Origin of the sequence: Enterobacter sp. HMSC16D10, assembly GCF_001807145.1 — a bacterium.
In the GTDB taxonomy this organism is placed as follows: Bacteria; Pseudomonadota; Gammaproteobacteria; order Enterobacterales; family Enterobacteriaceae; genus Enterobacter; species Enterobacter roggenkampii.
Window position 1 is genome coordinate 153,532 of sequence record NZ_KV787849.1, and the last position, 19,099, is coordinate 172,630.

At 52.2% G+C, this 19,099-nt stretch carries 20 protein-coding genes and 2 pseudogenes; 9 read left to right on the forward strand and 13 right to left on the reverse strand.

Features of this window, described 5'->3' with window-relative positions; all coding sequences use genetic code 11:
* Positions 1-13: 13 nt before the first annotated feature.
* The 3 genes from ydcS to HMPREF3143_RS06370 form a co-directional block, all read right to left on the reverse strand.
* Positions 14-1,159, reverse strand: a complete 1,146-nt coding sequence (ydcS, locus tag HMPREF3143_RS06360; RefSeq protein ID WP_023344246.1) for a putative ABC transporter substrate-binding protein YdcS — start codon at positions 1,157-1,159, stop codon at positions 14-16.
* A gap of 271 nt (positions 1,160-1,430) precedes the next feature.
* Entirely contained in the window at positions 1,431-2,840 is a 1,410-nt protein-coding gene (locus tag HMPREF3143_RS06365) for an aminotransferase-like domain-containing protein (RefSeq protein ID WP_021240253.1), read from the reverse strand.
* Positions 2,841-2,922: 82 nt separating this feature from the next.
* Positions 2,923-3,111 (reverse strand): cold shock small protein YmcF, encoded by a 189-nt coding sequence (locus HMPREF3143_RS06370; protein ID WP_008501286.1) that lies wholly within the window; start codon positions 3,109-3,111, stop codon positions 2,923-2,925.
* A gap of 391 nt (positions 3,112-3,502) precedes the next feature.
* On the opposite strand from HMPREF3143_RS06370, the gene HMPREF3143_RS06375 reads away from it, so the two are divergent.
* The 4 genes from HMPREF3143_RS06375 (at position 3,503) to hslJ (ending at position 6,605) form a co-directional block, all read left to right on the forward strand.
* Positions 3,503-4,903 carry a cytochrome ubiquinol oxidase subunit I gene (locus HMPREF3143_RS06375; RefSeq protein WP_008501285.1) on the forward strand — a complete coding sequence of 467 codons (1,401 nt, stop codon included), beginning with the start codon at positions 3,503-3,505 and terminating at the stop codon, positions 4,901-4,903.
* Positions 4,903-5,913 carry a cytochrome d ubiquinol oxidase subunit II gene (cydB, locus tag HMPREF3143_RS06380; RefSeq protein ID WP_070532285.1) on the forward strand — a complete coding sequence of 337 codons (1,011 nt, stop codon included), beginning with the start codon at positions 4,903-4,905 and terminating at the stop codon, positions 5,911-5,913. Before HMPREF3143_RS06375 ends, cydB begins: the two co-directional genes overlap by 1 nt.
* Complete coding sequence (locus HMPREF3143_RS06385; protein WP_008501283.1) at positions 5,913-6,041, forward strand: DUF2474 domain-containing protein; 129 nt, start codon at positions 5,913-5,915, stop codon at positions 6,039-6,041. Before cydB ends, HMPREF3143_RS06385 begins: the two co-directional genes overlap by 1 nt.
* 126 nt (positions 6,042-6,167) lie before the next feature.
* On the forward strand, positions 6,168-6,605 hold the full coding sequence (gene hslJ / locus HMPREF3143_RS06390) for a heat shock protein HslJ (RefSeq protein ID WP_055321427.1): 438 nt from the start codon (positions 6,168-6,170) through the stop codon (positions 6,603-6,605).
* Here the strand turns inward: hslJ and HMPREF3143_RS06395 are convergent, their stop codons facing one another.
* The gene (locus tag HMPREF3143_RS06395) at positions 6,606-6,872 is read right to left on the reverse strand and encodes a putative hemolysin (protein WP_008501281.1); all 267 of its coding nucleotides are present in this window, start codon (positions 6,870-6,872) and stop codon (positions 6,606-6,608) included.
* Positions 6,873-7,144: 272 nt separating this feature from the next.
* On the opposite strand from HMPREF3143_RS06395, the gene nifJ reads away from it, so the two are divergent.
* Positions 7,145-10,669 (forward strand): pyruvate:ferredoxin (flavodoxin) oxidoreductase, encoded by a 3,525-nt coding sequence (gene nifJ, locus HMPREF3143_RS06400; protein ID WP_070532287.1) that lies wholly within the window; start codon positions 7,145-7,147, stop codon positions 10,667-10,669.
* A gap of 388 nt (positions 10,670-11,057) precedes the next feature.
* A complete protein-coding gene (ompC, locus tag HMPREF3143_RS06405; RefSeq protein WP_021240257.1) occupies positions 11,058-12,167 on the forward strand; it encodes a porin OmpC in 1,110 nt (369 codons plus the stop codon).
* A 338-nt stretch (positions 12,168-12,505) separates the two neighbouring features.
* Here ompC and HMPREF3143_RS26215 read toward each other — a convergent pair whose 3' ends face one another.
* From HMPREF3143_RS26215 to HMPREF3143_RS25500, 7 genes and pseudogenes are all read right to left on the reverse strand, one after another.
* On the reverse strand, positions 12,506-12,583 hold the full coding sequence (locus tag HMPREF3143_RS26215; protein WP_223239581.1) for a hypothetical protein: 78 nt from the start codon (positions 12,581-12,583) through the stop codon (positions 12,506-12,508).
* 68 nt (positions 12,584-12,651) lie between these two features.
* The gene (locus tag HMPREF3143_RS06410; RefSeq protein WP_070532289.1) at positions 12,652-13,074 is read right to left on the reverse strand and encodes a GFA family protein; all 423 of its coding nucleotides are present in this window, start codon (positions 13,072-13,074) and stop codon (positions 12,652-12,654) included.
* A gap of 2 nt (positions 13,075-13,076) precedes the next feature.
* Complete coding sequence (locus HMPREF3143_RS06415; RefSeq protein ID WP_008501277.1) at positions 13,077-13,274, reverse strand: hypothetical protein; 198 nt, start codon at positions 13,272-13,274, stop codon at positions 13,077-13,079.
* Between the two features lie 39 nt (positions 13,275-13,313).
* Complete coding sequence (locus HMPREF3143_RS06420; RefSeq protein WP_021240258.1) at positions 13,314-13,763, reverse strand: hypothetical protein; 450 nt, start codon at positions 13,761-13,763, stop codon at positions 13,314-13,316.
* Positions 13,764-13,953: 190 nt separating this feature from the next.
* Positions 13,954-14,295: a DUF1294 domain-containing protein gene (locus HMPREF3143_RS06425; protein ID WP_032637746.1), complete on the reverse strand. Its 342-nt coding sequence runs from the start codon at positions 14,293-14,295 to the stop codon at positions 13,954-13,956.
* A gap of 95 nt (positions 14,296-14,390) precedes the next feature.
* Positions 14,391-15,914: pseudogene (locus HMPREF3143_RS06430) on the reverse strand (EAL domain-containing protein).
* Between the two features lie 203 nt (positions 15,915-16,117).
* Entirely contained in the window at positions 16,118-16,327 is a 210-nt protein-coding gene (locus HMPREF3143_RS25500) for a hypothetical protein (RefSeq protein WP_139145855.1), read from the reverse strand.
* Between the two features lie 288 nt (positions 16,328-16,615).
* Between HMPREF3143_RS25500 and HMPREF3143_RS06435 the strand changes: the two genes are divergently transcribed.
* Complete coding sequence (locus tag HMPREF3143_RS06435; protein ID WP_063436052.1) at positions 16,616-17,026, forward strand: ASCH domain-containing protein; 411 nt, start codon at positions 16,616-16,618, stop codon at positions 17,024-17,026.
* 33 nt (positions 17,027-17,059) lie between these two features.
* Here HMPREF3143_RS06435 and HMPREF3143_RS06440 read toward each other — a convergent pair whose 3' ends face one another.
* Positions 17,060-17,575, reverse strand: a complete 516-nt coding sequence (locus HMPREF3143_RS06440) for a GNAT family N-acetyltransferase (protein ID WP_032674899.1) — start codon at positions 17,573-17,575, stop codon at positions 17,060-17,062.
* A gap of 286 nt (positions 17,576-17,861) precedes the next feature.
* On the opposite strand from HMPREF3143_RS06440, the gene HMPREF3143_RS06445 reads away from it, so the two are divergent.
* The gene (locus tag HMPREF3143_RS06445; RefSeq protein WP_084832156.1) at positions 17,862-18,230 is read left to right on the forward strand and encodes a hypothetical protein; all 369 of its coding nucleotides are present in this window, start codon (positions 17,862-17,864) and stop codon (positions 18,228-18,230) included.
* Positions 18,231-18,266: 36 nt separating this feature from the next.
* Positions 18,267-18,527, forward strand: a pseudogene (locus tag HMPREF3143_RS25505) (transposase); the annotation flags it as partial.
* Here the strand turns inward: HMPREF3143_RS25505 and HMPREF3143_RS24635 are convergent.
* Positions 18,492-19,099, reverse strand: a 608-nt coding sequence (locus tag HMPREF3143_RS24635) for a YnfC family lipoprotein (protein ID WP_084832158.1), incomplete at its 5' end; no start/stop codon positions are given. The pseudogene HMPREF3143_RS25505 and the gene HMPREF3143_RS24635 sit on opposite strands and share 36 nt — an antisense overlap.

The window sequence follows — 19,099 nt, forward strand, 5'->3', positions numbered from 1 at the left end:
TGCTCCCGGGCAATTAACGACCGCCCATGATGGCGATGTAATCCTGCGTCCAGCGGCTGTAAGGGACAAATTTGCCGCCTTCTGCGATGGGGGTTTTCCAGAACATGATTTTGTCGAACTCATTATAACCGTTTGTTTCGCAGCCTTTATCGCCCAGCAGCGTGCTGGCTTTACACCCTTCCGGCACCACGGGCAGGGAGCCAAACCATGCGGCCAGATCGCCCTGCACTTTTGGCGTCAGCGACCAGTTCATCCATTTGTAGGCGCACATCGGGTGTTTAGCCTGCGCGTGCAGCATGGTGGTGTCCGCCCAGCCTGTCACCCCCTCTTTCGGGAAGACGGTGGCAATGGGCTGGTTCTCGGCCTTCAGGGCATTCGCCTGATACGGCCAGGCGCTGGAGGCCACCACGCCCTCGTTTTTGAAATCGCTCATCTGGACGGTGGTGTCATGCCAGTAACGGTGGATCAGCGCATGCTGGTCGCGCAGCACTTTCAGCACGGCGGCATACTGTGCTTCGGTGAGCTGGTAAGGGTCTTTGATACCCAACTGCGGCTGGGTCGCTTTGACGAACAGCGCCGCATCGGCGATATAAATCGGGCCGTCATAGGCCTGCACGCGTCCCTGATTGGTTTTACCGTCCGGCAGATCCTGTTTGGTAAAGACGACGCTCCAGCTGTCCGGCGGCGTCGGGAAGGTTTTGGTGTTGTACATCAGCAGGTTTGGCCCCCACTGGTACGGCGTGCCGTAGACTTTACCGCCGACGTTAAACCATTCCCCTTTCACAATCCGCTCGTCGAGGGTTTTCCAGTTGGGGATAAGATCGGGGTTAATCGGCTGGACGCGTTTGCCCATGATCAGCCGCAGGGAGGCATCACCTGAGGCGGTCACCAGGTCATATCCCCCTTTCGCCATCAGGCTCACCATTTCATCCGACGTGGCCGCCGTTTTGACGTTAACCGCACACCCGGTCTCTTTTTCAAACTGGGTGACCCAGTCGTAGTTTTTATCCGTCTGCCCCCGCTCGATGTATCCCGGCCAGGCAATAATATCCAGTCGACCTTCCCCGTCGCCAATGGCCTTTGGTGGTTCTGCGGCTTGCGCTGTCATGATAGTCATGCCGAGCGCGCACAGGCTGCTGCGGGCAAATTTTTTGCTCATAAGAGTTACTCCTGTCGCAATGAAATTTAGCGGCAGCCGTGCCGTAAAAATATCTCCCTTATTAAACGTAGACCGCGCAAATGCGCCGCACCGTTCGGCTTCAGGAAATTTCATCAAGGTGTGACCGAGGGCGCATTCCCCGTTAACTGGATTATAGACAAGGGGTTAGGCGCGAGAGACGGTATGCAGATTTCCTATGACGGGTCACCGCGAAATAGTCGCAGTGCCGTCAACAGGATAAGAATTGATTATTTAAATAACGGAGAAAGGATTATTCCAGCATCGTGCTAATTAATTTTCCTAACTGAATGACCGCCTGCTCTTCCCGCTCTCCCCAGGCCCAGGAGGTATTAAAACGAAAGAACGGCGTCCACGCGTCAGAGGTGGAAAACATTTTTCCGGGAGCAATGCTGATGTGGTGCGTTAAGGCCTTTTCGCTCAGCAGCCCCGCGTCCAGCTGTGCCGGCAGTTCCAGCCATAAAAAGTAGCCGCTGTCGTTATGGTGAATTTTAACGCCTGCAGGCATATGGCGAAGAAGTGACTGCCAGGCCTGCTGCTTTCGCTCGGCCAGCGTACGCCGCAGGCGGCGCAGGTGGGCGTCGTAGCGTTTGGTCGCCAGGTAATCCACCAGCGCCAGCTGCATGGGAGAACTGGTTGAAAGCGTGCTCATCAGCTGCAGCTGCTGAATGCGTCGCGCGTGTTTTCCTGCCGCCACCCAGCCGATGCGAAAACCGGCCACCAGACATTTTGAAAAGGACGAGCAGTGTAGCGTCATGTCCTGACGATCCCACGCTTTCGCCGGGAGCGGCTTTTCACGTCCAAAATAGAGCTCGCTGTAGACGTCATCTTCAATCAGCGGGACGTTGTGCTGGGTTAACAGGGCGACAAGCTGGGCTTTTTTCTCCGCGCTCAGCGTGAAGCCGAGCGGGTTTTGGCTGTTAGTCATGATCCAGCAGGCTTTAACCGGGTATTCATTCAGCGCCTGCTCTAAGGCATTGAGATCGATCCCCTCGCGAACGTCCGTCGCAATCGACAACGCTTTGAGCTTCAGGCGTTCCAGCGCCTGCAGCGCACCGTAAAAACAGGGGTTTTCGACAATCACCCAGTCACCCGGCTCGGTTACCGCCTGAAGGCTAAGATTCAGCGCTTCGAGCGCGCCTGCGGTGATCACGATCTCTTCCGGGGAGATGTTCATCCCCTGCTGCGCGTAGCGGCGGGCAATGGCGTGGCGGAGATCGACGTTTCCCGGCGGCAGGTTCTCAATCACGCTCATCGCCGTCGCGGTTTTGCTGACGTTTGCCAGCGAACGGTTGAGCTGCTGAAGCGGGAAAAGCCTGGGGTCGGGAAACGCGGAAGCAAAAGGAACAACGGACGGGTCGCGGCTGGCCTGTAAGACGTCGAAGATGTAGGTATTGATATCCACCGCTTCGTCACGCATCACCTGAGCGGGTGGCGCAGGCTGTTGTGCGGTCGGGCGCGAGGCAACGTAATAGCCCGACTGCGGTCTGGCGACAATGCGCCCCTGACTTTCCAGCATCTGATACGCGTGGCCAACGGTCATAAAACTCATGCCGCTGCTTGCCACCTGCTCTCGCAGGGAAGGCAGCTTATCGCCCGGCAGCCATACGCCAAGCTCAATCTGCGAGATAATTTGTTGCGCCAGACGCTGGTATTTTTTCATCAGATTCTCCTTAAGACCGACAGTGTATATCAGCAGGAGAAAAAGAGAAGATTTAGCGAACTGTTATAGTCTGGAAGATGAATTACTTACGGTATTCGGTCACGTGGCTCTGAGCGGAACGCGCGGCGGCCAGGTGGTCGAGCGTGATCATCGACGATTTGCAAAAAATGCATTTCGCGCCAAACGGGTTTTTCTCAGACACGTCAAAGGCTGAGGTACGGTACTGCGAGCCATGACAGCATGGGCAGCGAAAATGGATATATGAAGTCATAGGTTTCTCCTGAAACGTAAAAACGTAAATTACTAATGGGCCGATTGGGCATAATGGTTTTAAACAAAACGAATCGGAATGTAGATAAAGACCCAAGAGAGGCTGCGGAGAGGCACAACGTGATGAGAACTGCTTTATAAAACTACGTCAGATATTTATTTGGACTCAAAACCAGAAGGCCATTAACGCACGACGCTGACGACAAAGCAAGCGGTTTAATGCGGAAAATTCATAAAAAGAATGTTTTTATTCCACAACGGCGAGGTATATCAGATGGCCAAAGCGTGAAATTTACGCCAACTGTTATGGTTAAAATTTGCTTTTCTGCGTCTGCTCGTCCGATCTTCGCCCCTATACCATAACAGCACACCGTTTGACATTGAGGCTGTGCATGTTTGGTTTAGATGCTTTTCACCTTGCGCGGATACAGTTTGCCTTTACCGTATCCTTTCACATCATTTTCCCGGCCATCACCATTGGTCTCGCAAGCTATCTTGCCGTACTCGAAGGGCTGTGGCTGAAAACAAAAAATCCGGTATGGCGCTCGCTGTACCATTTTTGGTCGAAGATTTTTGCCGTCAACTTTGGCATGGGCGTGGTCTCCGGGCTGGTGATGGCCTACCAGTTTGGCACCAACTGGAGCGGCTTTTCGCAGTTTGCGGGCAGTATTACCGGCCCGCTTCTGACCTATGAAGTGCTTACCGCCTTCTTCCTCGAAGCCGGGTTCCTCGGCGTGATGCTGTTCGGCTGGAATAAAGTCGGGCCGAGGCTGCACTTCTTTTCCACCTGCATGGTGGCACTGGGGACCATTATCTCCACCTTTTGGATCCTCTCCTCCAACAGCTGGATGCAAACCCCGCAGGGCTATGAGATCGTCAACGGTCAGGTGGTACCGGTGGACTGGTTCGCCGTGGTGTTTAACCCCTCCTTCCCTTACCGCCTGCTGCATATGTCGATAGCCGCGTTCCTGAGCAGCGCCCTGTTTGTTGGCGCATCCGCGGCATGGCATCTGCTGCGCGGGAATAATACCCCCGCCATCCGGGCGATGTTTTCAATGGCGCTGTGGATGACGCTGATTGTCGCGCCCCTCCAGGCCATGGTGGGCGATATGCACGGGCTGAACACCTTAAAGCACCAGCCCGCGAAAATTGCCGCCATTGAAGGGCACTGGGAAAATCCACCGGGCGAGCCTACCCCGCTACTGCTGTTTGGCTGGCCGGATATGGAACAGGAGCGCACCCGCTTTGGACTGGAGATCCCGGCGCTGGGAAGCCTTATTCTGACACACAGTCTGGATAAACAGGTTCCGGCGCTCAAAGAGTTTCCAAAGGAAGACCGCCCAAATTCCACCATCGTCTTCTGGTCGTTCCGCATTATGGCTGGCCTGGGCATGCTGATGCTGCTGCTTGGGGTGACGGCACTCTGGCTGCGCTATAAAAAGCGCATTTATTCTTCCCGTCCTTTCCTGTGGTTTGCCCTGCTGATGGGGCCCTCCGGGCTGATTGCTATTCTGGCCGGGTGGATCACCACCGAAGTGGGCCGCCAGCCGTGGGTGGTCTATGGGCTCCAGCGCACGAAGGATGCGGTTTCTGCCCATGGCGATTTGCATATGAGCGTGAGCCTGCTGGCCTTCTTCGTCGTTTACACCTCGGTATTTGGCGTGGGTTACAGCTATATGGTGCGCCTCATCCGAAAAGGCCCGCAGCCGCATGAATCTTTCGCCACCGAGTCCGACGGACGTCCGGCGCGCCCGCTTTCTGCCGTCACAACTGAACATAAGGAGCAGCCGTAATGGGTATCGATCTTTCCATTATCTGGTTTGTGATCATCGTCTTTGCCACGCTGATGTATATCGTGATGGACGGTTTTGATCTGGGGATCGGCATTCTGTTCCCGGCCACGCAGAACGCCGACGATCGCGATGTGATGGTTAACAGCGTCGCGCCGGTCTGGGACGGGAATGAAACCTGGCTGGTGCTTGGCGGGGCCGCCCTGTTCGGCGCCTTTCCGCTGGCCTACGCCGTGATTATCGATGCCCTCACTATTCCGCTCACATTAATGCTGATCGGTCTTATTTTTCGTGGCGTAGCGTTTGAGTTTCGCTTTAAAGCCACGCCAGCACACCGTCCTTTCTGGGATAAGGCGTTTATAGGCGGTTCTATTCTGGCGACGTTTACCCAGGGCGTGACGGTGGGCGCCGTCATTAACGGCTTTAGCGTCACCGGCCGGACCTATACCGGCGGCCCCTTTGACTGGTTTACCGCGTTTAATCTGTTTTGCGGCGCGGGCCTGGTGGTGGCCTACGCGCTGTTAGGCTCGACCTGGCTGGTAATGAAAAGCGAAAATGCATTGCAACAGCGGATGCGTCAGGTATCGAAGACCCTGTTAATCGTGCTGCTGGCGTTTGTTGCGGCGATCAGCCTCTGGACACCGCTGGCGCAGCCGGCCATCGCGGCGCGCTGGTTTACGTTGCCGAACCTGTTCTATCTGCTGCCCGTCCCGGCCCTGGTGGTGATTTTTAGTTTGTATCAGTGGCGCTGCCTGAATAATCCCGACAGCCATAGCCGACCGTTTATCCTGACGCTGGGGCTGATCTTCCTCGGCTTTAGCGGGCTTGGGATCAGCATCTGGCCGCACATCATTCCACCGTCAATCACCCTGTGGCAGGCCGCCGCACCGACGCAAAGCCAGGGCTTTATGCTGGTCGGCGCGCTATTGATCATTCCCGTTATCCTGGTCTACACCTTCTGGAGTTACTACGTATTTCGCGGCAAAGTTCAGCATGGGGAGGGTTATCACTGATGCAACAACCGGTCTGGAAAAGATTACTGTGGCTGGCCATTATCTGGGGCGGCAGCGTACTGGCGCTGGCTGCGGTCAGTATGCTCTTCCGTATGCTGATGACGGCGGCAGGGTTTAAATCACATTAACGTCATCCCGGGCAACCGCTGCGTTGCCCGGCTCCTCCCCGCACTTTCAGATAAACCCCATTAACGCATGGCAGAGTATCGTTACACTGGAAAAAGATTCACAGTGTTTATAGTTTGAGAAGAAAAATGAAAAAGCTCATTGCGTTAAGTGTTATCAGTCTTGTCCTTACCGGTTGCGTTAATCCGGGTAAAGCCTCCGTTCAGCCGGAGCAACTTAAGAACCACCGCTTTGTGCTGGAAAGTGTGGACGGTAAGGCCGTGAAGACCGCGACAACGCAACCTGAGATCGGTTTTAGCGCACTGCCAGATATCAGCCTGGTGAATAACATCAGCGTTTCTGGCCAGATGTGTAACCGCTTCAACGGACAGGGGAAATTGTCCGAAGGCGAGCTGAAGGTGAAAACGCTGGCCATGACGCGCAAGCTCTGTAATGAGCCGCAGCTTAACGAGCTGGATCAGGCCATCGGCGACATGCTGCGCAAAGGCGCGCAGGTCGACCTGACTGAAGACCAGTTAACGCTGGCGACAGCCGATAAAACGCTGATGTTTAAGCGTGCAGAATAATCAGTAGTTACCGCAGGTTCCAACGGCAAGCGACTGTTCACTGCAGCGTTTGCCGTTTGGCAAGGCGCACATCCCAATAGCTGAACCATCAAGCTGGCGAGCTACCGACAGCGAACCGCCAATCATCGCGCAGTTGGCCTGACCGGAGCTGGACATCGCGGCTTTCATACCCGGCACCACGTGCGCGGCCGTTGCCTGCTGGACAGGTTCACTGCTGCATGCCGATAACAATAATGCGGCACACCCTACCAAAAATGCTGAGCGCATGCTCTCTCCCCCATGAATAATGCGAAACCTATGCATAATAGGCATCCCATCCCGTGTCGTCGAGAGCGGAAGTGCGTATTTATGCGCTCCTGAAACAATTTCTCGCAATTTTTCTGCCAAAAGTTTGATCTACTCATTGATGGCAGGAATAACGAGGACACAAAAGCGAAAATCGTAAAATCCCCCGTTTGCTAGAATACACAGATAATATTCAGGGTTTGTTGCCGTAATACAGACCCCTATTTTTTTGCGCAATGTAAGGGTGTTGTCCTATGCAAACTATTGACGGTAATGGTGCAGTTGCCTCAGTCGCGTTTCGCACCAGTGAAGTTATCGCCATCTACCCGATTACGCCAAGTTCTACCATGGCTGAGCAGGCGGACGCCTGGGCGGGTAACGGGTTAAAAAACGTCTGGGGCGATGTCCCGAGAGTGGTTGAGATGCAGTCTGAAGCCGGTGCAATTGCCACGGTGCACGGCGCGCTTCAGACCGGGGCGCTTTCCACGTCGTTTACCTCTTCCCAGGGATTGTTATTAATGATCCCGACGCTGTACAAACTTGCCGGACAACTGACTCCCTTCGTTCTGCACGTCGCTGCGCGTACCCTTGCCACCCACGCGCTCTCTATCTTTGGCGATCATTCTGACGTGATGGCCGTTCGCCAGACCGGCTGCGCGATGCTGTGCGCCAGCAGCGTTCAGGAAGCCCAGGACTTTGCCCTGATTTCGCATATCGCCACGCTCAAAAGCCGGGTGCCGTTTATTCATTTCTTTGATGGTTTCCGTACGTCCCACGAAATTAACAAAATCGTCCCGCTGGCTGACGAGACAATTCTGAATCTGCTTCCGCAGGCGGACATCGACGCGCATCGCGCCCGCGCTCTGAATCCGGAACACCCGGTGATTCGCGGCACGTCGGCGAACCCGGATACCTATTTCCAGTCCCGCGAGGCCACCAACCCGTGGTACAACGCGGTTTACGACCATGTTGAACAGGCGATGAATGACTTTGCTGCCGCAACGGGTCGGGAATACAAACCCTTTGAGTATTACGGCCATCCGCAGGCGGAACGGGTCATTGTGCTGATGGGATCGGCCATTGGCACCTGCGAGGAAGTTGTTGATGAGCTGCTGACGCGCGGTGAAAAAGTTGGCGTGCTGAAAGTGCGTCTCTATCGGCCGTTCTCGGCGAAACATCTGCTCTCTGCGCTGCCGGAAAGCGCGCGTACCGTTGCGGTGCTCGATCGCACCAAAGAGCCGGGCGCGCAGGCGGAACCGCTGTATCTGGATGTGATGACCGCCCTGGCCGAGGCCTTTAATCATGGCGAACGTGAAACGCTGCCGCGCGTGATCGGGGGGCGTTACGGTTTGTCCTCCAAAGAGTTCGGACCGGACTGCGTGCTGGCGGTCTTCAACGAGCTCAGCGAAGCGAAGCCCAAGCCGCGCTTTACCGTCGGCATTTATGATGATGTGACGAATCTGTCCCTGACGTTGCCGGAAAACACCCTGCCCTCGACCGCCAAACTCGAGGCGCTGTTCTATGGTCTGGGCAGTGACGGCAGCGTCTCCGCGACCAAAAACAACATCAAAATCATCGGGAACTCCACGCCGTGGTACGCCCAGGGGTACTTCGTCTATGACTCCAAGAAAGCCGGCGGCCTGACCGTTTCCCACCTGCGGGTGAGCGAACAGCCCATCCGCTCTGCGTATCTAATTTCTCAGGCTGATTTTGTTGGCTGTCACCAGCTGCAGTTCATTGATAAGTACCAGATGGCAGAGCGCCTGAAGCCTAGCGGTATTTTCCTCCTGAATACGCCATACAGCGCGGATGAAGTCTGGTCTCGCCTGCCGCAGGAAGTGCAGGCGGTGCTGAACCAGAAAAAAGCCCGTTTCTATGTGGTTAACGCGGCGAAAATTGCCCGCGAATGTGGCCTTGCCGCGCGTATCAATACCGTTATGCAGATGGCCTTCTTCCATCTGACGAATATCCTGCCGGGCGACAACGCGCTGGCGGAACTGCAGGGCGCGATTGCCAAAAGCTACAGCAGCAAGGGCCAGGAGCTGGTCGAGCGTAACTGGCAGGCGCTGGCCCTGGCGCGCGAGTCGCTGTTTGAGGTCCCGCTGCAGCCGGTCAATGCCGCAAGCCCGAACCGCCCTCCGGTGGTGTCTGATGCGGCACCTGATTTCGTGAAGACCGTGACGGCGGCGATGCTGGCCGGGCTGGGTGATGCCCTGCCCGTCTCTGCCCTACCGCCGGATGGCACCTGGCCGATGGGCACCACCCGCTGGGAAAAACGCAACATCGCCGAAGCGATCCCCATCTGGAAAGAAGATCTGTGTACTCAGTGCAACCACTGCGTGGCGGCCTGCCCGCACTCTGCCATTCGTGCCAAAGTGGTGTCGCCGGAAAAGATGGAGGCCGCCCCGGCCAGCCTGCATTCCCTGGATGTAAAATCCCGCGATATGCGCGGACAGAAATACGTTCTGCAGGTCGCGCCGGAAGACTGCACCGGCTGTAACCTGTGCGTCGAGGTTTGTCCGGCGAAAGACAGGCAGAACCCGGAGATTAAAGCCATCAATATGATGTCGCGTCTGGAGCACGTCGAAGAAGAGAAAGTGAATTATGACTTCTTCCTGAATCTGCCCGAAATCGATCGCAGCAAACTGGAACGCATTGATATTCGCACTTCGCAGCTGATCACGCCGCTGTTTGAATACTCCGGCGCCTGCTCGGGCTGCGGTGAAACACCGTATATTAAGCTGCTTACCCAGCTGTACGGTGACAGGATGCTGATTGCCAACGCCACCGGCTGTTCGTCTATCTATGGCGGCAACCTGCCCTCCACGCCGTATACCACTGACGCCAACGGTCGCGGTCCCGCGTGGGCCAACTCGCTGTTCGAGGATAACGCCGAATTTGGTCTGGGCTTCCGCCTGACCGTTGACCAGCACCGCGCGCGCGTGATGCGCCTGCTGGAGCAGTTTGCCGGGCAGATCCCCGCCGGGCTCAATGACGCGCTTCACGCCGACGCGACGCCAGAGGTACGTCGTGAGCAGGTTGCAGAGCTGCGTCAGGCGCTTCAGGGCGTGACGGGCGCTGAACAGCTGCTGACCGACGCGGACGCCCTGGTCGAAAAATCGATCTGGCTGATTGGCGGCGACGGCTGGGCTTATGACATCGGCTTTGGCGGACTGGACCACGTGCTAAGCCTGACGGAAAACGTCAATATCCTGGTGCTGGATACGCAGTGTTATTCCAACACCGGTGGTCAGGCGTCGAAAGCCACGCCGCTGGGTGCCGTCACGAAATTCGGTGAGCACGGGAAACGCAAGGCACGCAAAGATCTCGGGGTGAGCATGATGATGTACGGTCACGTTTACGTCGCGCAAATCTCGCTGGGGGCACAGCTTAACCAGACGGTGAAGGCGATCCAGGAAGCGGAAGCGTATCCCGGCCCGTCGCTGATCATTGCCTACAGCCCGTGTGAAGAGCATGGCTACGACCTGGCACTCAGCCACGATCAGATGCGACAGCTAACCGCGACCGGCTTCTGGCCGCTGTACCGGTTCGATCCGCGCCGTGCGGACGAGGGTAAATTACCGCTGGCGCTGGATTCGCGTCCGCCGTCAGATGCTCTGGCCGAGACGTTAATGCAGGAACAGCGCTTCCGTCGCCTTAACGCGCAGCAGCCGGAAGTGGCCGAACAGCTATGGAAAGACGCTGCGGCGGATCTGCAAAAACGGTATGACTTCCTGGCGCAGCTGGCGGGTAAAGCCGAAAAATCGACCAATGACTAGTCTTTCTGCCCGGCGCGTCCGGGCATTTTTTTGCCATAAAAAAACCCGGTGTATTCACACCGGGCGAATCCAGATAATCATTAAATATCTATTTAGTTCCCTAAATATTATTCATGCGAATTATGGATAAATAATCTTAAAGGCATATAACGCCATCAAGAATAGCTTAATTCATACCTGATTAATAATTTTAATTTATTATGTTTAGCCTTAAAGCATTCACCAAACCAATGACCATTACCGTTGATGTATTCAGTTTAGATTTTACTTAGTTCGTAACAATTATAATTTATTACTCTTACACGGGAGTGATTTAGCATGAGACAACTTTCGTATTCGGAAAGTTCAACAGGTAATTAAATAAAAACAACCGCAAAGGAATATCAAAATGCAAAGAAAAGTACTGGCCCTGATGATTCCGGCTCTGTTAATGGCTGGCGCAACTCATGCAGCAGAGATTTATAATAAAGACGGTAACAAATTAGATCTGTACGGAAAAGTAGATGGTCTGCACTATTTCTCCGATGATAAAGGCGCTGACGGGGATCAAACCTACATGCGTCTGGGCTTTAAAGGCGAAACCCAGATCAACGACATGATGACTGGCTACGCACAGTGGGAATACAACATTCAGGCCAATAACACCGAAGGGTCTGATAACCAGTCCTGGACGCGTCTGGCCTTCGCCGGTATCAAAGTGGGTGACTACGGTTCCTTCGATTACGGTCGTAACTATGGCGTACTGTACGACGTAGAAGGCTGGACCGATATGCTGCCTGAGTTCGGCGGCGACTCCTACACCAAAGCCGACAACTTCATGACCGGCCGCGCCAATGGCGTAGCAACCTACCGTAACACCGACTTCTATGGTCTGGTGCAGGGTCTGAACTTTGCGCTGCAGTATCAGGGCAAAAATGAAGATGCCAGCAACAATCAGGAAGGCACCAACAATGGTCGCGACACGCGTCACGAGAACGGCGACGGCTTCGGTATCTCTACCACCTATGACTTCGGCATGGGTATTACCGCAGGTGCAGCCTACACCTCTTCTGACCGTACCAACGAGCAGGTGATGAATACCACTGCGGGCGGTGACAAAGCAGATGCATGGACTGCGGGCCTGAAATATGACGCCAATAACATCTACCTGGCAGCCATGTACTCTGAAACCCGCAATATGACGCCGTACGGTGATAACACCGACGCCGTGGCGAACAAAACCCAGAACTTCGAAGTGACCGCACAGTACCAGTTCGACTTCGGCCTGCGTCCGTCCCTTTCCTACCTGCAGTCTAAAGGCAAGGACCTTGGCAACGGCCAGGGCGACCAGGATCTGGTTAAGTACGCTGACGTCGGCGCAACCTATTACTTCAACAAAAACATGTCCACCTACGTTGATTATAAAATCAACCTGCTGGATGAAGATGACAGCTTCTACAAAAACAACGGCATCGGCACGGATGATGTCGTGGCACTGGGTCTGGTTTACCAGTTCTGATTGCCAGAGCCCGCATCAGTATGCGGGCTCACCCATCTCTTGACGTTCGTCACAAAAAGCAGGTTCTGAAATCACGTGGTTGAGGGTAAGTTGAGGTAAAGCTGTTTAAACTCAGGTGATAGCCTTTCCATCACTAAGGATAACAGCGTTGTTTGGTCGTGTATCCGTTGTCGTACTAACTCTTTTAGCGCTCATCTGGATGGCGTTAATTTTTGATTTTGCTGATATTGTCGGGCATCTCAGTGCTGTGTTGAACCACCTGGATGGCGGTTAATATTATTCCCTGAGAAATGAAAAGCCACCAGCAGTGCCGGTGGCGGGAAAACGCACAGGTTGCGTTATTTTTTTACGGGTTGAGGCTTTTTATCACCTGATTCAGGGGCCTCACGCGGATCGTCTTTTTCAACACAAAGCATAGTTTCTCCTGTTTCAGATAACCACCCTCCACTATAGCCAGGCTAATTACAGAGTGGCCAGGCGGCAATTACGCCTGACCTGTTCCTTTCTTGCGAAAAGAGAGGTAGCCAAACACCCCGCTATCTCCATCCGAGGGATGGTTAACCCCGTCCATCACCATCACTTCAGGGAAATCGAACGGTGAGACGTTATCAAAGCAGGCCACATTCACGCCGTATTCGTTTGGATTAGAACGCCGCTGATGGAACGTGTAAATTCCGCACACCGAGCAGAAAAAGTGCCGTGCCGTTCCCGTATTGAAGCGGTACTCCGTGAGCTTATCCTCACCTTTGGTCACGGTAATCCCTGACAGCGGCGCAGAGACGACGACCGCACCCCGCATGCGACAAAAGGAACAACTGCAGCGCCGCGCGGTATTCAGGCCATCCGTTAGCGCAACGGTAAAGGCCACCGCGCCACAATGGCACTGCGCATGACGAATATCAGCCATGGCTAGATCCCCTTCCTCACCAGGTCAGCAGCCTTGACGAAAACCTCATCCTCTACACCATCGCCTTTCTGCCTGCCGAGCCTGACCAGCTCATCAACAATGCTGTCGCGATCGATTGGTTTCTGGGCAGAAACCAGCCCAATAACGGCCGCCCCAATCGCCAGCCCCACTAATCCTGTTTGTTCGTCTTTGTTCTTCATACTCATGCTCCTGATACAACAAACAAGCGTAGCATGATTTTAAAAGCGCGGGGTTAGCCCGTATTTTGGCGCTTTGATATTTGCTGCCCAAATTTTGATATCGTTTTGCAGGAGAATAGTGAAATCAGATTTCAGATGCGTCACCATGCCATTAACGCTGTCCGCATCCACCACTGAAAAATGTTCAATTCTGTTCTTTCCTATTTGAACACAATTATATTTGGCGGGCAGCACCTTACCATTCACATTAAGCGGCAGGTTATTCTCACCACAGCGGCCTTCCGTAATATATGACACCAGCAAATTAGCGGATTTTCTCCCAGGCTGGGATACGCTCACCATGACGGGAAAACCTTCCGAGGTCTGCGTCATATCATAAAGCACCGCATTTTTCATATACCAGGTATTATATTCCCGCTCCTGAAAAGCGGACCAGGCAGGTGCAGAATAAAGCACCAGCGCTGCCAGCGTAATAGAGACTATTTTCATGGGATGTTGTCGTCCGTGTTGTTGCACGTATTATTCAGATTGTGTAAAAAACAGCAACAACTTAAGAATAGTCCTACTACTATTGGCAGTGATGGAGGATTTATTCACGACGCGCTATCCGAATGACCGTTCTTATCAACGTAGTGCTGGCATCTGAAAAACTCAGGTTAACTTGATGTCAAAACGCCCATCAAGAAGAAACAGGCGAGAAATGGTAAACCGCCGCCATCACGGCGATGCTGACGACAATGCTTAAGAAAAAGTAGGTTTTAAACGGCTGCTTTTGTGTTTTATGGCGAAAGAGCTGTTGGCCTACAATCGCGCCAGGCCAGCCGCCCGTTACGCCAAATACCAGCAGCGTGGCTTCCGGCACCCTGCGCATGCCTTTCCGCGCCGCCATTTTATCGGCACCATACATGACCAACGTCAGCATATTGATCAGCAGAAACCACATAGCCAAAGGGCTCGAGGTAAAAAGACTGCCGATCGCAGCAAAGATCAGAAGTAAATAACAAACGCGATTGAGGGTCATAGTACTGGCCAGAGAAGTGTTGAGCGGTTTTCGACGCCGCATTATACGCTACTTATGAATGTATCGGGCGGGAATTGCTGACAACGGGACAAACGTCACTCCACCCTCACTTTAACCTTTGGCTTCGATAACAGAATTTTTATCAACTCCTTAAAAGGAACGGGTTTGTAGAAGAAGTAGCCCTGTAGAAACGTGATGTTATTGCGCATGAGGTAATCAAGCTGTTCCTGGGTTTCAACCCCTTCCGCCACAATACGGATTGACAGTTTTTTTGCCAGTTCCAGTACCGAATCCAGGATCAGGGTGGAATCCTCATTCTCATTAACCCTGGCAACAAAGCTTTGGTCGATTTTGATGTAATCAATGTGCAGGTCCTGCAGGTAGGACAGGCCGGAATATCCCGTTCCAAAATCATCCAGCGCAATGGCAAACCCTATTTCATGTAGCGCATTCAGGGTCTTAACGAGATGTTCATCTACGTGGAGAGGTTCACGCTCGGTCACCTCCACAACGAGATTAAGATCCTGTTGAACAAAGCTGCGCTTGTAATTCAGACACTCTTCAAAAAAGGTAGAGGCAACGATATGAGACGCACTGAAGTTAATCCCGACATGAAATCCTTCCGGCAGCAGCGTAGAAATAGCATTCATCTGCGTTGCAACCTGACGCATTAAGCTTTGAGTTAGTGGAATTATTAGCCCTATTTTCTCAGCAAGAGGAATAAATGACGAGGGAGAAATAAACCCGGATTGCGGATGCTTTCATCTTGCCAGCACCTCTACACCGCGCAAGGTGCCCTCTTTTCCGCTCACGACGGGCTGGTAATAGGGAATAATTTCATTTCTGTAGATGGCAGTCCGCAGCGATTCTTCCGGCGAAATATCCTTAGACAGATATCGCTGCAGAAGATAAGCAGAAAGAGAGGAAACGAGCAGCAGAAATAACACTACTCCACCGGCCTGGTCGAATAATCGCGTCAGGCTAAAAAGAGGCGGAGCGTTAAATTGAATCGCGAAGGCATAATCAACGTCTTTTACCGTCAGAACATCGTTGTTTGAATGGGCTGCCGTCAAGACATCGCCTGATTGGCCTAAACGACGATTGCCGACCAGCAGCGAATACGCCACGCCACGTAGTGGCATATTCAGCGCATCCCGGATATGGCTGTCACTGATGCTCACCATGATTCGGCTTCCGGCATGATTTGTCTGGTATAAGAGAACCGGCAGGCCGTTGACCGTACTTTTCGATGGAACAAGTAACAATGGCGCTTCAGGCAGCGCTGACCCGTTAACCAACAACACGCGGTTTCCCGGCAAGGAGGAACACCAGACCACATCTTTTTTCAGAATAACGATCGTTCTCAGATGGGGTTGTAATGCCGCTTCAGTGCCGAGCCGATACTGTCCTTCAGCATCACACTCATTCTCAGCAAGCCGCATTGCAACCTGGGTCGCATGATGCGCTTCTGTAAGAATGACGTGCATATTCCTGACGACGTAGTGCGCCCCGGCAAGGCTGTCAGCCCGCGCCGAGTACCAGACCTGGATATTGATGATAAAAACGCCCAGCACAAAAATTGCCGTGGCTGCAGCTATGGAGATAGGTGCATGGCGCATTCAGGGTTCTCGACTCGAGTGACGTTGCCGCTTCGGTGATGCTGAAGTGATTGAATTATCTTCGCCTTAAGCATGGTTGATAAAGAAAGAAATACCATGTCCGCCGTCAGAAATTTTCCCGCAAACCAGGCTCCATCTTTGCACCTTCTCAAATGGGTAAATAAAAAGGCCGCCGAACGGCAGCCCTGGTTGTTAAGTGCTTATTAGTATTGCTTTATTGTCTTGACCGGCGTTCTTTCTGACCAGTCAGGCCGCTCGCCAGCCATGATTGCACGCTGTTGTGATGGCGTCACAGACTGCGTTATTTCAGGCATCGACTTGTATTCAGGTTGCTTAGGTGGGTTGAGAACCAGAACGGAGCTACAGCCTGACAGCAGCAAAACCGCCAGTAGAGATGTATTAAGCTTGAACACGCTAACCCCTTCCAATGGGATAAAAGTTACAGAAAATGCGTGGTGCCGATAGCATCCCGATGACTCATTACTGATTATAACGTCACGCGCCGGGGTGCAGGCAGCAGATTCACCACACAGATACCCCCATAAGAATATATTTACACAACCAATGCATGCAACCCTTTGTATTCCAGGCAGCCTGTGTACAAAAGTAGAAGGAAAGCCGATTACGCTTCAAATATCGAGGGAGTTTATGCTAAAACCGCTATTATGTTTCTTATGGTCAAGGATTGAGAAGGGATTTGAATGGTTAAGGTTGAAGAATTAAAAACGAAGTACCCAGGCGCAGCGGCCTGGCAAATGGGTGACAGCCCGGAACTGGCGAACGCGCTTGCGGACCTGATTAAAAAAGGGCTCAAAACGGCCACCTGCGGATCTTTTGCCTCGTACTCGCAGGATGTCTCTGCTCCACGGATAGGAAGCTACAACATCATCCTTGATGGTCAGAATGTCCCGGTCTGTGTGATCCGGCTGGTTTCCATGCGACTGGTGCGTTTTTGCGATGTTAATGAGGAATTCGCTCGCAAAGAGGGTGAAGGTGATTTAAGCCTTGAATACTGGCGGAAAGAGCATCAGCGATTTTTCTTCCGCGAAGGCCATTTTTCTGAAGATATGGAACTGATCGCAGAAGAATTTGATTTGGTTGAGGTGCTGTAAGCTGAGATAAAGTGGCAGAGATGTGTCGCTAAATTAAGCAGGCTTACTCATGTTAAGCTCATACACTACGCATTCCGTATCGTAATGCCGCTCTAAGGCTTTATAAGACATGCCTAACCTTTTCATTACACGCTGCGATGCGATATTTTCTGGATCGGCCACGGCCACCAGATAAGATGCTCCCACCCGTTCTACAGCGTAATCAACGATCGCTTTCGCTGCCTCTGTAGCATAGCCTTTGCCATTGTGTTCAGGAACGAGGCGCCAGCCAATCTCTAATGGTGCCCCCTCCACGTTCGCGAGGTGCTGCAGGCATGCTGCACCAACGATCGCACCAGAAGATTTCTCTCTGATAGCCCACCACGAGAAGTGATACTTATCCCAGCGAGCCTGCACCCTTCTGATGCCCTCCCAGGTTTCTTCGGGCGTTTTAACGATACCCTTATTGATATAGCGCATCACCTCAGCATCACTATCCATTACCCTTAAGCCTTCATAATGTGAATCATTAAAGGGTTCCAGGATTAAGCGGACCGTTTCTACATTCATCTTAAATTCCTCTTGCATTCAGCCAGGACCTTCGTTGAACTCGTCCCGATAAAACACCCTAGCACAATGTATGTTACTTCCGCTCTGGCACACAGGGATCATGGGTGGCGCAGGGCTTGTGCTTTGGTTTACGTCTTGTCGAAGTTTTTATATCAAATAATGACTGCTTTCTCCCATGGAAGGAAAATCAATGGCGTTATGCGCTAGCGGTGATATTCACCATTGAATGGATCTAATCTCGCTAATTGCCCTACAATGCCTGACTTACAAGCTAAAGGAAAATGACATGTTCCCCTTTCTGAACACATTTAAGCGATTAATAAGCAAACAGCAAGAAACACATACCGCTCCTCAGAAAGATTCAAATGAACAGCTTATCCAGTGGGCTACCGGTTGCATGCTGGAAGGGCTCCCGGATGACTTCTACCAGGCCAGACTGCTATGCACTCGCCAATCCGATCCTGAAAACCCCGATGGATGGATAGTCAACGTTAATCATGATGTGATGCTTAACCCTGACTCCGAATATGAGCGGTTCCAGCCAGCCGATGACCTCTACCCTACCCAGTGTGTGGAAATGTTACTTGATGGCAAGGAATGGAGTAATGCATCAATAACATTCAATAAAGAAAACGCATCGTTTAAATGGAGTTAGCCATTATCAAGCCCAACCGCAGATGAACATTGTAATGGTTTATCCGATCAGCAAGTCAAGCAGGGTAAGCCGACGCAGAATGCGTTTATCGAACGGTTCAACCGGACGTACCGGACAGAAATCCTGGATTTTTACCTGTTCTGAACGCTGAATGAAGCCCGGGAAATCACTGAACGCTGGCTGAATGAATACAACAGCGAGCGTCCTCATGAATGCCTGAATAACCTGACGCCGGAGGTAGCTTATTGGAATCGTTTAAGTCTAGTAGAATTCAACTTTCGTATGCGCTGTCATTGAAACTGGTTTCGGCGCCGGATTACCTGCGTTCTGTACTGTGGCATTACATATTTCAGGCACAAGCATTTCGTTATAATGACAAGAACTGGTTGCTGTATACCCCTCCGAGAAAACTGATGAGTTTATTAGTTTATAATCAAGAGGCTTTCTTTTTTTATCAACATAAGATATTTCATTTTTAGACATAACGCTTTCTGAACTATAAAATTCAGAGCGCGTCAAATTATCGTCTTCATCATAAAAATGTTCAGATATTTTTTTGCCTAAAAAATAGGTGTCTTTAATTAATCCATTCGGATAAAGAGTGTAACGCAACTCGTCACCATTTTCATTTTTACTCAAAATGTGACATTTTTCATCAAGTTGTATTGAGAAAGGCTTGCCATCTCTATGGCCAATAAGACTTCCATTTGTATATTTTAGAATGGTTTCATGCCCAGAAGAAACATTATCAAGGTTTAAGCTATCAACACAACCATTTTTATTCAGTCTGATGGAGATTTTATAAGTAATTTTTCCATTCTCCTCAACATCAGTATGAATCGCCACGCGTTTAACAGACACCTCAGAGT